This is a genomic window from Micromonospora sp. DT15 (assembly GCF_049841475.1).
Classification (GTDB): Bacteria; Actinomycetota; Actinomycetes; order Mycobacteriales; family Micromonosporaceae; genus Micromonospora.
On sequence record NZ_JBNCKJ010000001.1, the window covers coordinates 381,130 to 395,023 of the forward strand.

Genomic DNA, 13,894 nt, shown 5'->3' on the forward strand with positions numbered 1-13,894 from the left:
ACCCGCCGGTCCCGGTCGGATGCTCAGAGCCGTGGGCTGCTCGCGAGGTCCGGCGCGGCCAGCCAGTTCAGGGTCTGCGGGAGGATCTCCACCGCCCCGAAGTGCGCCGTGCCGGGCTGCACCTGCACCTCGGCGCGCGCGATCCGCGAGGCGAGCCAGTGCGAGTGCTCCACCGGGGAGAAGCGGTCCTGTTCGCCGTGCCAGAGCCGCACCTCCGCGCGGATGGCGCCGAGGTCGAACCCCCAGCTATGCCGGATCGCCAGCACGTCGTCGATCCAACCCTCGGGGCCGTGGCGCAGCGCCTCGGAGTACATGTCGGTGAGCAGCCGGCGGATCGCGAGGTCGTCGACCACCCGGATGTCCTCGTCGGGCAACTGGGGGCGGAGGAAGTCCAGCAGCGTCATCGGATCCCGCCGGGCCTCGTCCGCGCGAACCTTCAGGTTGAGGGTGAGCGCGGCCAGGTCGTCGTCGGCCTGCCCGTAGTCCTTTACGTTCGTCTCGGCCATCCCGGCGTACCAGTCCAGGTCAGGCGCGCCGGCCGGGGCGAGCCCCACCAGTACGGCGGCCCGGGTGACCCGGTCCGGAAGGAGCGCGGCGCAGGCCAGGGCGTGTGGCCCACCACCGGCGCGGCCCACCACCGAGAACCGCTCGATGCCGAGGTCGTCGGCGATCGCCGCCACGTCGGCCGCGGCGTCGGCCACCAGCCGCCCCTCGTGCCGGTCGGAGTCGCCGTACCCGGGTCGGTCGTAGCAGACGAGATGCACGCCGAGGCGGTAGACGACGATGCCGCGGGGACGGGGGCCACTGCGGCTGCCCGGGGTGCCGTGCAGCAGGAAGACCGGGAGACCGTCCGCTGTACCGGAGGTCTCCACGGCGAGGTGCCGCCCGTCCGGCGTCGTGACGAGGCGTTGTGTCGCATCTGGTCGCGTCACGTGTGGCCTCCCGCGGGTCGTTCTGCGCTGCCCGGCTGAGCGGAGCCACGCAGTGGACCTGAGTGCGAAGACCCCGAATCGCCCGGAGTCACGTTCTGTGCCGCAGCGTACTGTCCGCCGTAAACCCTCACCATGGGCCGCCGGGTCAACGCCGCAGGACCGGACAAAGCCGGTCGGAGGTCCCCCCGGAGCGGGCCGCTACCCTGGTAGCCCGAGGGGAAGGGGCACCAACAGGGTGGCTAGGACCTACAACGTCGTCACGTACGGCTGCCAGATGAACGTGCACGACTCCGAACGCATCTCCGGCCTGCTCGAGCAGGCGGGATACGAGCGTGCACCCGCTGGCGACGACACCCCGGACATCGTGGTCTTCAATACCTGCGCGGTGCGGGAGAACGCGGACAACCGGCTCTACGGCAACCTCGGTCGCCTGCGCCCGGTGAAGGACAAGCACCCCGGGATGCAGATCGCTGTCGGTGGCTGCCTCGCCCAGAAGGACCGGGGCGACATCGTCCGCAAGGCCCCCTGGGTGGACGTCGTCTTCGGCACCCACAACATCGGCGCGCTGCCGGTGCTGTTGGAGCGGGCCCGGCACAACGCCGCCGCCGAGGTGGAGATCCTGGAGTCCCTCGACGTCTTCCCATCGACGCTGCCCACCCGCCGCGAGTCCACGTACGCCGGCTGGGTGTCGATCTCGGTGGGGTGCAACAACACCTGCACGTTCTGCATCGTGCCGGCGCTGCGCGGCAAGGAGAAGGACCGGCGCCCCGGCGACATCCTCTCCGAGGTGCGCGCCCTTGTCGACGAGGGCGTGCTGGAGGTGACCCTGCTCGGGCAGAACGTCAACTCGTACGGCGTGGAGTTCGGCGACCGGTACGCGTTCGGCAAGCTGCTGCGGGCCTGCGGCGACATCGACGGGTTGGAGCGGGTGCGGTTCACCAGCCCGCACCCGAAGGATTTCACCGACGACGTGATCGCCGCGATGGCCGAGACGCCGAACGTCTGCCACTCACTGCACATGCCGTTGCAGTCCGGCTCCGACGACGTGCTCCGGGCGATGCGCCGGTCCTACCGCTCCGAGCGCTATCTGGGGATCATCGAGAAGGTCCGCGCGGCGATGCCGGACGCGGCGATCACCACCGACATCATCGTCGGCTTCCCCGGTGAGACCGAGGCCGACTTCCAGCGCACCCTGGACGTGGTCCGGGAGGCCCGGTTCTCCTCGGCCTTCACCTTCCAGTACTCGAAGCGGCCCGGCACGCCCGCCGCGACAATGGACGACCAGCTACCCAAGCAGGTGGTGCAGGAGCGTTACGAGCGGTTGATCGCATGCGTCGAGGAGATCACCTGGGCGGAGAACAAGCGCCTCGTCGGTGAGACCGTCGAGGTGCTGGTCGCGGTCGGCGAGGGCCGCAAGGACGAGCGGACCGGCCGCATGTCCGGTCGGGCCCGCGACGGTCGGCTTGTGCACTTCGCGACCGAGACCGCCGACGGGGAGTCCCTGGCCGGTCAGATCCGGCCGGGCGACATCGTGCACACCACTGTCACGTACGCCGCGCCGCACCACCTGAACGCCGACGGCGCGCCGGTGGCGCACCGTCGCACCCGGGCCGGTGACGCGGCCGAGGCGGGGCGCTCCCCGCGTACCCCTGGGGTGTTGCTCGGTCTGCCGACGATCGGCGCACCGCCGGTCGTGGTTGCCCCCGCCGCTGGCTGCGCCACCCACTGACCGCACGGAAGGGGCCCCTGGACGAGGGGCCCCTTCGTGGTCAGACGGTGATCTTGCCGGCGCCGGCACCCGCCGTCACGATGGACTTGACGTTGCTCGCGGTGTCCAGCTGGTACGAGTACGGGATGCCAGCCACGCTGCCGCCGGTCTGGCCGGTGGGCGAGTTGACGAAGTGGTTGTTGCGGGCGACCAGGCTGCCGGGCCCCGAGTCCCCCTCGCCGAGGTGGTACGGGTCGTCGACGTTCTCGAAGTAGTTGCCCTCGACGAGCACGCCGGCGTTCTCGGTGGACGCCACGCCGTAGCCGCCGTTGGCCCGGTAGTAGTTGTTGTAGACGTGCACCGGGTTGCCGAAGCGCACCCGGGGGTTGCGCTGGTTGCTGCCGTCGAACCAGTTGTGGTGGTAGCTCACCCGCAGGTGACCGACGTCCTGGCTGGCGTTGTCGTCGCTGTGACCGAGCAGCATGGTCTTGTCGTGGCTGAAGACCCGGTTCCACGAGACGGTGACGAAGTCCGAGCCGCGCTTGATGTCGACGGCGCCGTCGTACCCGTTGCTGAAGCTGTTGTGGTCGATCCAGATGTTGGTGGCCGACTCCTGCACGTTTATCGCGTCGTCGTTCCAGTTGCGGAAGGTCAGGTTGCGAATGATCACGTTGCGGTCACCGTTGATGTTGAGCCCGCAACCGACGATCGTCGCCCCGTAGTTGCCGATGATGGTCTTGTTGGACCGGACCCGCAGCATCCCCGAGCAGGTGATCGTCCCGGTTACCCGGATGACAGCGGCGCCTGTGGCGTTCAGCGCGCTGGTCAGGCCCGAGGCGTTGCTGACGGTGGTCGTGGCGGCGTTGCCGCCACCCGTGGTGCCGCCGTTCTGGGTGGCCCAGCCGACCAGCGCCGACGGCTGCTGGCCGGGCGGGGGAGTGCTCGACGGTGGCGGGGTGGTCGGTGGCGGTGTGGTCGGCGGCGGTGTGGTCGGTGTGGTGCTGCCGGTGCAGGCGACGTTGTTCAGGCTGAAGCTGCTCGGAGCCGGGTTGCTGGAGTTGTTCCAACTCGCGTTGAAGCCGAACGAGGCGCTGGCGTTCGTCGCCAGGTTGCCGTTGTAGTCGACGTTCGTCGCGGAGACCTGGCTGCCGCTCTGCGTGACTGTGGCGCCCCACGCCTGGCTGGTCTGCTGACCGGCCCCGTACGACCAGCGCAGCGTCCACCCGGAGACCGGGTCGCCGAGGTTGGTGACTGTGACGTTGCCGGTGAATCCGCCCGGCCACTGGCTGGCGACCGAGTAGGCCACCTGGCAGCCGGCGGCCGCCTGGGCCGACACGGAGGTCAAGAGCCCGGCGGTGACCAGGGTGGCGGTGGCTGCGGCAGTGGTGGCGATCAGCGTCATTCGACGCCGTCCTGTGCGCATGCTGCTTCCTTTCGGTGAGGCGGACGGAGGTGTCGCGACGCCCATGCCCGTGGGCGGCGAATCTCGGCCGGGACCAGTGGTCCTCGGGCCCGCCGGTGCAGGTTCGTGAAGGAGAGCGGCTCCCGCGCTCGCACCCACCAACGAAGAGGCAAGCGCTTTCCCGATAAGAACATAGAAGAATCTGAATGTAAATGGCCGGGACGGCCGATGCGCTGCGCACCGGCCGTCCCGGCAGCAATGCACCGGCCGCCCCGGCAGCAATGCACCGGCCGTCCCGGCAGTGGCGCACCGGCCGTCCTGGTGGATCAGCAGGCGGTGCCGTTGAGTTTCACAGTGCCCGGCGCGCTCGCCGTGCCGTTGGCGGTGAAGCCCACCGTGACCGACCCGCCCGCCGGCAGGGACGGAGCGTGGCTCGGAGCCGCCGCGGTCACCGTCGTACCGGACTGCGTGACGGTGGCGTTCCAACCACTGCCCAACGTCACCCCGGACGGCCAACTCCAGGTGACCGACCACGGGTTCACCGCGCCCGAGCCGGTGTTCTTCACCGTCAACTCGCCCTGGAAGCCGCCCTGCCAGGCGTTGACCTGCCGGTAGGTGGCCGTGCAGGCGCCGGTCGGCGGGTCCGTCGGCCCGCCGGTCGGCGGCCCGCTGGTGCCGCCACCGGACGGCGCGATCAGGTACGGCTGGAGGATCGCCTGCTTGGCGGTGTTGACATTGGTCCAGTCGTCCAACGCGATACCGCCGGTGTCACCCGAGTTGGGGTTCCACGACCAGTAGGTGAAGGACATCCCGGTCACCCCGGTCCCGGTGTACGCCATCAACTTCTCCAGCCACACCTTGTCCTTCGGGTCGACCAGGGTGCTGCCGAACTCGCCCATCATGATCGGCGCGATGTTCTGCTTGTAGAGGTAACCGAAGTACTTGTCCCAGATGGCCGGCATGTTCGCCGGGTAGTCCGGGGCGTCGAACCAGGTCTGCCGGTACACCGAGGTGGCGTACTCGTGCGGCGAGTAGACCAACCGGTTCGCCACACTCAGCCGGACCGGGAACTGACCCGCCTTCGACAGGTTGCCACCCCACCAACCGCAGTCCTCGTCGTTGCTGGTGTCGCCGTCCCAGACGTTGGAGAGGCCACCACTCGGGCAGCTCACACCCTCCACGAAGATCAACCAGTTGGGCTGGACACCGAGGACGGCGTTCCCGGCCCGCTCGGCGGCGAGCCGCCAGTCCCGGGTCGTGTCGCCACAGCCCCAGCACGCGCCGGTGGCCGCCGGGTTGGTGCCCTCCGCGTGCGGCTCGTTGTGCAGGTCGGCGCCGATCACCGTCGGGTTGCCCGCGTACCGCTGAGCGAGCATCTTCCAGTCGTTGATCCAGGTCGCCTCGGAAACAGTCGACGTGTACCAGAGCGGCGACTGCCCGGCCGCCGTCGGCCGGTGCCGGTCCAGGATGATGCGCATGCCCTTGCTGCCGGCGTAGTCGATCACCTTGTCCAGGATCTGCAACGGCGACAGCCCGATCAGGTCCGGGTTGACGAAGTCGTTGATCCCACTGGCGGTCGCACCCGGCTTCAGCGCGTCGTTCGAGTACGGCACCCGCAACGTGTTGTAACCCAACCGGGCCATCGTGTCGAGCTGCCCCCGCCACGGGTTGTTCGACCACAGCCCGTGGAAGGTCTTGTTGTCGGTCTCCATGCCGAACCAGTTGATGCCGGTCAACCGGACCGTCGCACCTGTGCTGTCCACGATCTGGTTGCCACTGGTATGCAGATAACCCGTACCGGTGCCGGCGGCGACGGCCGGGCTGGTGCTGACAGCGGTGGCGAGGAACACGCCAGCCGCGACGGTGACGAGCGCGGTGAGCGCGCCGCCGAGAGCCTTCGGACGGAACAATTCAAGCTCCACTTCGGAGATCCGGCGCCGTCCAGAAACGACGCCGGCGGGCGGCCGTCCGCACGTCACGGTCCCTCAGGGGTACGCGGACAGCACGCGACGGACCATGTCACGCGGACGTGGTCACTCGCGGAAGCTCACCGGCGACCCTCGACGGCGGATGCTCCGCCTTCGTCGCCCTCGTGCCGGTGGCCCTACCTGGCTCCGTCGCTCATTCTGATCAGCCCGCGTCAATGCGTCAACCTGCCATCGGCACCGCCCTGCCCTGCCCCGTCCCGCCCCGCCCGTCCCGTCCCGCCGCGCCGCGCCGCGCCGCGCCGCCCCGCCCGCGCCCCGGAGGCGTGGCGTGGCACTGCCCGCGTCGAGCGTCCGTCACGACGCACTCCCCAGCGCATGATCGTGCTCCAACATGGATGTGGTGGTCTCCCGGCGCTGGGTGGCCACTACATCCTGGATCGAGCATGACCTTGACGGGCGCGGATGCCCCAAACCCCGCTCCAGGTCTCCCAGGACCCTGTTGGTCGTCAAGATCCGCGCAACATCAGGGATGCTGCTGTCTCCGGCCTGTCCGAGGCAGCAACATCCGGGAAACTGCGCGGATCTTGAGCGGTAGCGGCGACGCGGGCCCGGGTGAGCGGGTGTTCGGAGCGCGGGGCGCGGGGGATGCGGGCCCGTGTGGGCGCGGATGCCGGAGGCCGGACACGCGGGAGCCCCCGGTCCCGTTAAGGGCCGGGGGCTCCGGACGTCGTCAGCTCAGCCGGCCTGCTCGGCGAGTTGGAGGAACTGCCGCTTGGAGGCGAGGGCCTGCTCGGCCTCCTTGATCCGGCGTGCGTCCCCGGCGCTCTGCGCCCGGGCCAGCCGATCCTCGGCCTCCGCAACCTGCGCCCGCATCTGGGCGAGCAGCGGGTTGTCTTCCTTGGTGGTGCGGCGCCACGCCGAGTCCATCACGTCACGGACCTTGTCGTCGATGACGCGCAGTCGACGCTCCAGCCCGGCGGCCGCCTCGCGGGGCACCCGGCCGGCCTCGTGCCACTGGGCCTGGATCTCCCGCAGCTTGGCCTGGGCACCCTTCGGGTCGGCGTCGATGTCCAACGCCTCGGCCTCGGCGAGCAGGGCCTGCTTGCGCTCCAGGTTGCCGCGCTGCTCGTTGTCCCGGGCGGAGAAGACCTCGCTACGCCGGCTGAAGAAGGCGTCCTGCGCACCCCGGAACCGTTCCCAGAGCTTCTGCTCGGCCTCCTTGGAGGCGCGCGGGGCGGCCTTCCACTGGGTCATCAGATCCTTGAGCTGGTTGGCGGTGGCGGCCCAGTCGGTGGAGTCCGCGAGCTTCTCCGCTTCGGCGACCAACTCTTCCTTGGCGGTCTGGGCCTGCTTGCGCTGCGAGTCGAGGGAGGCGAAGTGGGCGCCCCGGCGGCGGGTGAAGCCGTCCCGAGCGGCGGCGAACCGCTTCCACAGCTCACCGTCGGCCTTCTTGTCGACCCCGCGGATGGTCTTCCACTCGTCGAGGATCTCCTTGAGCCGGTCGCCGGCGGTCTTCCACCCGGTGGATTCGGCGGCCAGCTTTTCGGCTTCCTCGACCAGCGCGGTCTTGCGGGCCAGGGCTTCACCTCGAGCGGCGTCCCGGGCGGCGCGCGCTTCGCCGGCCTTCTCCTCGGCGAGGGTCGCCAGCTTGTCCAGGCGGGTGGCCAGCGCGTCGATGTCGCCGACCACGTTTGCCTCGGGCAGCGTGGTCCGGATCCGCCGGATCGTGCTCAACGAGTGCCCGGCGTCCGCCGCACCCGACTTGAGTCGCGCCTCGGTCAGGTCCACCTCGGTCACCAGGTCGGCGAAGCGTCGTGCGAAGTGTGCCAGGCCCTCCTCCGGTGCTCCCGCCTGCCAGGATCCGACCACCCGCTCTCCCTCGGTGGTCTTGACGTACACGGTGCCGTCCGCGTCCACCCGTCCGAAGGCAGTCCAGTCGCTCATGTGCCCATCCTCGTTCTCCCGGCGTCGAGGGATCGATCCCCCGTCGCCGCCACGGCGCAGCCAAGTTGCTTCCGGCATTGTCACAGGTCCGACCCGGTCCGCGTCGAGCGCCTATCGCCGACCGTGACCATACGGTGTCCTAGGGGCCGAATGACCGGATCGGCGCGGAGACGCACCGGGGATTCCCGCTACGGTGGACGGGTGCCACTGGTCGCCGCCGCCGTCTGCCCGCATCCGCCCCTGCTCGTGCCCGAGGTGGCCGGCTCCGCAGCCAGGGAGTTGGACGATCTGCGGGCGGCCTGTGACACCGCCGTACGCCGGCTGTTGACCACCGATCCGGACATTGTGGTCCTGGTAGGCACCGGTCCGGTGACCGGCCCGATCCGCACCCCGGCGACCGGTTCCCTTCAGCCGTGGGGTGTCGACCTGGACGTGCCGTTGGTGCCGGGCCAACCGGACCGGGGCGCGGTGCTGCCGTTGAGCCTGACCATCGGCGCGTGGTTGCTGGCCCGGCACGAAACCCGACCGCCGGTGACGGCCGTGCAGGTGGCCGCCGACGCCGGCCCGGCCGAGCTGGCCGTGCTCGCCGACGAGGTCGGTGCCGCCGGTGACCGGGTGGCGTCGCTGGTGCTCGGGGACGGGTCGGCCTGCCGCGGGGAGAAAGCACCCGGGTACGACGACGCGCGTGCCCTCCCGTACGACCAGAGGGTTGCCGAAGCGCTGGCCGACGCGGACCTGGACGCCCTGCTCGACCTCGACCCGGTGGTGTCGACGGAGCTGAAGGCCGCCGGTCGCGCCCCCTGGCAGGTGCTCGCGGGCGCGGCCCGCGCTGCCGGTGATGGGTGGCGCGGCGAGTTGCTGCACGACTCCGCTCCCTACGGGGTGGCGTACTTCGTGGCGTCCTGGGAGCGGGCGTGACAGGCCTGGTGGTCGCTGTGGTCGGCCCGACCGCGGCCGGCAAGTCCGCGCTGAGCATCGCGTTGGCGCATGCCCTGGACGGGGAGGTGGTCAACGCCGACTCGATGCAGCTCTACCGGGGCATGGACATCGGCACGGCGAAGCTGACCCTCGCCGAGCGGGACGGGGTGCCGCATCACCTGCTGGATGTCTGGGAGGTCACCGAGCCGGCGAGCGTCGCGGAGTACCAGCGGCTGGCCCGCGCGGCGGTGGACGACATCCTGTCGCGGGGGCGGGTGCCGCTGCTGGTCGGTGGCTCGGGGCTGTACGTGCGGGCGGTGCTGGAGCGCTTCGAGTTCCCCGGCACGGACGCGGCGCTGCGGGAGCGGCTGGAACGGGAGTTGGCCGAGGTCGGCCCGGCCCCTCTGTACGCGCGGCTGCGCGCCGCCGACCCGGTCGCCGCCGAGAGCATCCTGCCGGCCAACGGCCGGCGGATCGTCCGGGCCCTGGAGGTGATCGAGCTGACCGGCGCGCCGTTCGCCGCCTCGTTGCCACAGCCCACGCCGTACTACCCGTCGGTGCAGCTCGGCGTCGACCTGGACACCGGTCTGCTGGACGAGCGGATCGCGCTGCGGGTGGACCGGATGTGGGCCGACGGCCTGGTGCCGGAGACCCGTGAGCTGGTCGGGCGCGGGCTGCCCGAGGGGCGGACGGCGAGTCGGGCGCTCGGCTACCAGCAGGTGCTGCGCCTGCTCGCCGGTGAGCTGACCGAGGCGCAGGCGCACGACGAGACGGTCCGGGCGACCCGGCGGTTCGTCCGTCGGCAGCGGTCCTGGTTCCGCCGCGACCCGCGGATCAACTGGCTGGACTCGGCGACCCCGGACCTGATCGGGGCCGCCCTGCGTCTGGTGCCGGCGGCTGCGCGATGATGGGGGCGTGGAGTTCACCAAGGGCCACGGCACCGGCAACGACTTCGTCCTCCTTCCCGACCCGGACGGTCAGCTCGACCTGACCCCGGAGCTGGTCGCGGCGCTCTGCGACAGGCGTCGGGGCATCGGCGCGGACGGCGTCCTGCGGGTGGTCCGCGCGGCCAAGCATCCGGACGGCGCGGGTCTGGCCGGCGAGGCCGAGTGGTTCATGGACTACTGGAACGCCGACGGCTCGTTCGCCGAGATGTGCGGCAACGGCGCTCGGGTCTTCGTGCGCTACCTGCTCGACAGCGGGTTGGCCACGCCCGCCGGCGCGGCGTTGCCGGTGGCAACCCGGGCCGGCGTCGTGCGCGCGCTGGTCGAGGGCGACGCCGTGTCCGTCGAGATGCGCCGACCCCAGGTGTACGACAGTTCTGCCGCCACCCTCGGCGGGCTGACCCTGACCGGTGCGGTGGTGGACGTCGGCAACCCGCACCTGGTCTGCGTCCTGCCGGCCGGCGTGGAGCTGTCGGCGCTGGACCTGACCGTCGCGCCCGGGTTCGACCCGGCGGTCTTCCCGAGCGGGGTGAACGTCGAGTTCATCGTGGCGGGCGACCCGGTCGACGGCACCGACGAGCACAGCCTGATGCGGGTGTACGAGCGCGGCAGCGCCGAGACCTTGTCCTGCGGGACCGGCGCCTGCGCGGTGGGCGCGGTGGCACTGCGCGACGCCGGCCTGGACACCGGCGTGGTCGCCGTCGACGTGCCCGGCGGTCGCCTGACGGTGACCGTCACCGAGACCTCCTGCTGGCTCTCCGGCCCGGCCGTCCTGGTGGCCAACGGCGAGGTAACCCTCCCCGCCTAACCACCCCCGCCCGCCCCACCCAGCGCCGGCCCCCCAGGTCGCCCCGCCCCCGGGTCGCCCCGTCGATCATGAAGTTATTGCCACCCTGCTCGGCGTGTCGGGGCAATAACTTCATGATCAACGGACGGTTCGGGGCCGGGCGCGGGCAGGGCCGGGCGGGGTTGGGGTTACGGGGTGGCGCTGGCGGTGGCGGCGATCTCGGGGAGGTCGGCGGGGCCGGGGTCGGCGGCCGGGAGCGGGCTGGGGTTGTGCGCGGCGGCGCGGACGGCGGCGGCGACCGCCGGGGCGACCCGGGAGTCGAACACGCTCGGCACGATCACCGTCGGGTTGATCTTGTCTTCGCCGACCACGTCCGCGATGGCCCGGGCAGCCGCGATGGCCATCTCCTCGGTGAACTCCTCGGCGTGCGCGTCCAGCATGCCGCGGAACACCCCGGGGAATGCGAGCACGTTGTTGATCTGGTTCGGCTGGTCCGAACGGCCGGTGGCGACCACCGCGGCGTGCTTGCGCGCCTCCCGCGGGTCGACCTCCGGGTCGGGGTTGGCCAGCGCGAAAACGATCGAGTTCTTCGCCATCTGCGCGATGTCGTCGCCGGTGAGCAGGTTCGGCGCGCTGACCCCGATGAACACGTCGGCGCCCCGGATCGCTCCGGGCAGGTCGCCGGAGTAGTTCTCCTTGTTGGTGTTCTCCGCCAGCCACTGCCACGCCGAGTTGAGCCCGGTCAGCCCGCGGTGCAGGGCGCCCTCCCGGTCGTACGCGATGATGTCGCCGACGCCCTGGCGCAGCAGCAGCTTCATGATCGCGGTGCCGGCCGCGCCGGCTCCGGAGACGACCACCCGGACGTCCGCGAGCTGCTTGCCCACCACCCGCAGCGCGTTGGTGAGCGCGGCCAGCACGCAGATCGCGGTGCCGTGCTGATCGTCGTGGAAGACCGGAATGTCCAGTGCCTCGCGCAGCCGGGCCTCGATCTCGAAGCAGCGCGGCGCGGCGATGTCCTCCAGGTTGATGCCGCCGTAGGCCGGAGCGATCGCCTTGACGATCTGCACGATCTCGTCAGTGTCCTGGGTGTCCAGCACCACCGGCCAGGCGTCCACCCCGCCGAAGCGCTTGAACAGCGCGGCCTTGCCCTCCATCACCGGCAGCGACGCGGCCGGGCCGAGGTTGCCCAGCCCGAGCACCGCCGAGCCGTCGCTGACCACAGCGACGGTGTTGCGCTTGATGGTCAGTCGCCGGGCGTCGGCCGGGTTCTCGGCGATCGCCATGCAGACCCGGGCAACCCCGGGGGTGTACGCGCGGGACAGCTCGTCGCGGTTGCGCAGCGCGACCTTCGAGGTCACCTCGATCTTGCCGCCCAGGTGCAGCAGGAACGTCCGGTCCGACACCTTGCGCACGTCCACGCCGTCCAGCGCGGTCAGCGCGTCGACCACCTGGTCGGCGTGACCGGCGTCGGCGGTGTCGCAGGTCAGGTCGACGATCACGTTGGTCGGGTCCGAGTCCACCACGTCCAGCGCCGTGACGATCGCCCCCGCCTCGCCGACGGAGGTGGTGAGCCGGCCGATCGAGGAGGCGTCCGCGGTCACGGCGATCCGGATGGTGATCGAAAATCCGGCGCTGGGCAGTCGGGTGATGGCCACGGGATCCCTCCGTAACGGCTGTGCGGCCGTTCGGCCGCCGCCCGCATTTCTACCGGGTTGTCGCGGCCGACCAGCATTCGCCCCCACTTTTGGCGACCTTCACCATGGGCATATAGCAGGTGCGTTCGGCGTTGTGTCATGTCAGGATTACGTTCTACTTATCAAAACGGACAGGAGAACCGCTTGCGAGACCAGGAGAGCTTTGTCCCCGTCGAGGACGAGCTCGACGACGTCACCACCGGCGAGATGGATCTGTCGGAGCGGCAGTCCCTCCGACGCGTCCCGGGCCTGTCAACCGAGCTCACCGACGTCACCGAGGTGGAATACCGCCAGCTGCGGCTGGAGCGGGTCGTCCTGGTGGGCGTCTGGACCGAAGGCACTGTCACCGACGCGGAAAACTCGCTGACCGAGCTCGCCGCGCTGGCCGAAACCGCCGGTTCGCAGGTGCTCGAAGGGCTCATCCAACGTCGTACCCGACCTGACCCGGCCACGTACATCGGCCGTGGCAAGGTCGACGATCTTGGCGCGGTGGTGCTCTCCACCGGCGCCGACACGGTCATCTGTGACGGTGAGCTGTCCCCGTCGCAGCTGCGCAACCTGGAGCAGCGCACCAAGGTCAAGGTCGTCGACCGCACCGCGCTGATCCTCGACATCTTCGCCCAGCACGCCAAGAGCAAGGAAGGTAAGGCGCAGGTCGAGCTGGCCCAGCTCGAATACCTGCTGCCCCGACTGCGCGGTTGGGGCGAGACGCTCTCCCGGCAGACCGGTGGTTCCGGCCGGGGTGGCGGCGCCGGCGGCGGTGTGGGTGTCCGTGGTCCCGGTGAGACCAAGCTGGAGACCGACCGGCGGCGCATCCGCCACCGCATCTCCCGGCTGCGTCGCGAGATCAAGAGCATGAAGACGGTACGCGTGACGAAGCGTTCCCGCCGTTCCCGCAACTCCGTCCCCGCGGTGGCCATCGCCGGCTACACCAACGCCGGCAAGTCCAGCCTGCTCAACCGCCTGACCGGCGCGGGCGTGCTGGTGGAGAACGCGCTGTTCGCCACGCTGGACCCGACGACCCGCAAGGCCACCACCTCGGACGGGCGGCTCTACACCCTCTCCGACACCGTCGGCTTCGTCCGACACCTTCCGCACCAAATCGTCGAGGCGTTCCGCTCGACGCTGGAGGAGGTCGCGCAGGCGGATCTGGTGGTGCACGTCGTGGACGGCACCCACCCGGATCCGGAGGAGCAGGTCCGGGCGGTCCACACGGTGCTTGCCGAGGTCAGCGCGGACCGGCTCCCCGAGCTGTTGGTGGTCAACAAGACCGACGCCGCTGACGAGGACACTCTGCTGCGGCTCAAGCGGCTCTGGCCGGACGCGATCTTCGTGTCCGCGCACTCCGGGCGGGGCATGGACGAGCTGCGCGCGGCGATCGAGGAGCGGCTGCCGAGTCCGGCCGTCGAGGTCCGGGCCGTGCTGCCGTACGACCGGGGCGACCTGGTGGCTCGGGCGCACCGTACGGGTGAGGTGCTCAGCACGTCGCACCTGCCGGAGGGCACTCTGCTGCACGTCCGGGTCGGCGCGGAGCTGGCGGCGGAGCTGACGGCCTTCGACGTGGAACGGCAGGGGCAGGCGGCCGGCAGCCGATCCTGAGCGGCCACGGCGTCATCCCCCGGAAACGCGCGGCATGC

At 70.8% G+C, this 13,894-nt stretch carries 10 protein-coding genes; 5 read left to right on the forward strand and 5 right to left on the reverse strand.

Features of this window, described 5'->3' with window-relative positions; translation table 11 throughout:
• Positions 1 to 23 precede the first annotated feature (23 nt).
• A complete protein-coding gene (locus tag ACLQ3F_RS01740) occupies positions 24 to 932 on the reverse strand; it encodes an alpha/beta fold hydrolase (RefSeq protein ID WP_425845369.1) in 909 nt (302 codons plus the stop codon).
• 235 nt (positions 933 to 1,167) lie between these two features.
• Between ACLQ3F_RS01740 and miaB the strand changes: the two genes are divergently transcribed.
• Positions 1,168 to 2,661 carry a tRNA (N6-isopentenyl adenosine(37)-C2)-methylthiotransferase MiaB gene (gene miaB, locus ACLQ3F_RS01745; RefSeq protein ID WP_425845372.1) on the forward strand — a complete coding sequence of 498 codons (1,494 nt, stop codon included), beginning with the start codon at positions 1,168 to 1,170 and terminating at the stop codon, positions 2,659 to 2,661.
• A gap of 40 nt (positions 2,662 to 2,701) precedes the next feature.
• Here miaB and ACLQ3F_RS01750 read toward each other — a convergent pair whose 3' ends face one another.
• The 3 genes from ACLQ3F_RS01750 to ACLQ3F_RS01760 form a co-directional block, all read right to left on the reverse strand.
• The gene (locus ACLQ3F_RS01750) at positions 2,702 to 4,063 is read right to left on the reverse strand and encodes a cellulose binding domain-containing protein (protein ID WP_425845375.1); all 1,362 of its coding nucleotides are present in this window, start codon (positions 4,061 to 4,063) and stop codon (positions 2,702 to 2,704) included.
• Positions 4,064 to 4,368: 305 nt separating this feature from the next.
• Positions 4,369 to 5,952: a cellulase family glycosylhydrolase gene (locus ACLQ3F_RS01755; RefSeq protein ID WP_425846151.1), complete on the reverse strand. Its 1,584-nt coding sequence runs from the start codon at positions 5,950 to 5,952 to the stop codon at positions 4,369 to 4,371.
• 753 nt (positions 5,953 to 6,705) lie between these two features.
• Complete coding sequence (locus ACLQ3F_RS01760; RefSeq protein ID WP_355009914.1) at positions 6,706 to 7,914, reverse strand: DUF349 domain-containing protein; 1,209 nt, start codon at positions 7,912 to 7,914, stop codon at positions 6,706 to 6,708.
• A gap of 150 nt (positions 7,915 to 8,064) precedes the next feature.
• Between ACLQ3F_RS01760 and ACLQ3F_RS01765 the strand changes: the two genes are divergently transcribed.
• Genes ACLQ3F_RS01765 through dapF form a run of 3 tightly spaced genes read left to right on the forward strand, consistent with a single transcriptional unit; the run spans position 8,065 to position 10,584 of the window.
• Positions 8,065 to 8,832 carry a hypothetical protein gene (locus ACLQ3F_RS01765; protein ID WP_425845377.1) on the forward strand — a complete coding sequence of 256 codons (768 nt, stop codon included), beginning with the start codon at positions 8,065 to 8,067 and terminating at the stop codon, positions 8,830 to 8,832.
• Positions 8,817 to 9,740 (forward strand): tRNA (adenosine(37)-N6)-dimethylallyltransferase MiaA, encoded by a 924-nt coding sequence (gene miaA, locus ACLQ3F_RS01770; protein ID WP_425846153.1) that lies wholly within the window; start codon positions 8,817 to 8,819, stop codon positions 9,738 to 9,740. The genes ACLQ3F_RS01765 and miaA overlap by 16 nt, the downstream gene beginning before the upstream one ends.
• Before the next feature lie 7 nt (positions 9,741 to 9,747).
• Positions 9,748 to 10,584: a diaminopimelate epimerase gene (gene dapF / locus ACLQ3F_RS01775; RefSeq protein ID WP_425845380.1), complete on the forward strand. Its 837-nt coding sequence runs from the start codon at positions 9,748 to 9,750 to the stop codon at positions 10,582 to 10,584.
• A gap of 167 nt (positions 10,585 to 10,751) precedes the next feature.
• Here dapF and ACLQ3F_RS01780 read toward each other — a convergent pair whose 3' ends face one another.
• On the reverse strand, positions 10,752 to 12,218 hold the full coding sequence (locus ACLQ3F_RS01780) for an NAD-dependent malic enzyme (RefSeq protein ID WP_357197065.1): 1,467 nt from the start codon (positions 12,216 to 12,218) through the stop codon (positions 10,752 to 10,754).
• Between the two features lie 183 nt (positions 12,219 to 12,401).
• On the opposite strand from ACLQ3F_RS01780, the gene hflX reads away from it, so the two are divergent.
• Positions 12,402 to 13,856, forward strand: a complete 1,455-nt coding sequence (gene hflX, locus ACLQ3F_RS01785; protein ID WP_357197068.1) for a GTPase HflX — start codon at positions 12,402 to 12,404, stop codon at positions 13,854 to 13,856.
• The last annotated feature ends 38 nt before the right edge of the window (positions 13,857 to 13,894 follow it).

What these genes read in the sequence shown, in the direction of transcription:
- ACLQ3F_RS01760 (WP_355009914.1), bottom strand. Translation starts at nt 7,914, where the DNA reads ATGAGCGACTGGACTGCCTTCGGACGGGTGGACGCGGACGGCACCGTG.
- ACLQ3F_RS01750 (WP_425845375.1), bottom strand. Translation starts at nt 4,063, where the DNA reads ATGCGCACAGGACGGCGTCGAATGACGCTGATCGCCACCACTGCCGCA.
- ACLQ3F_RS01765 (WP_425845377.1), top strand. Translation starts at nt 8,065, where the DNA reads ATGACCGGATCGGCGCGGAGACGCACCGGGGATTCCCGCTACGGTGGA.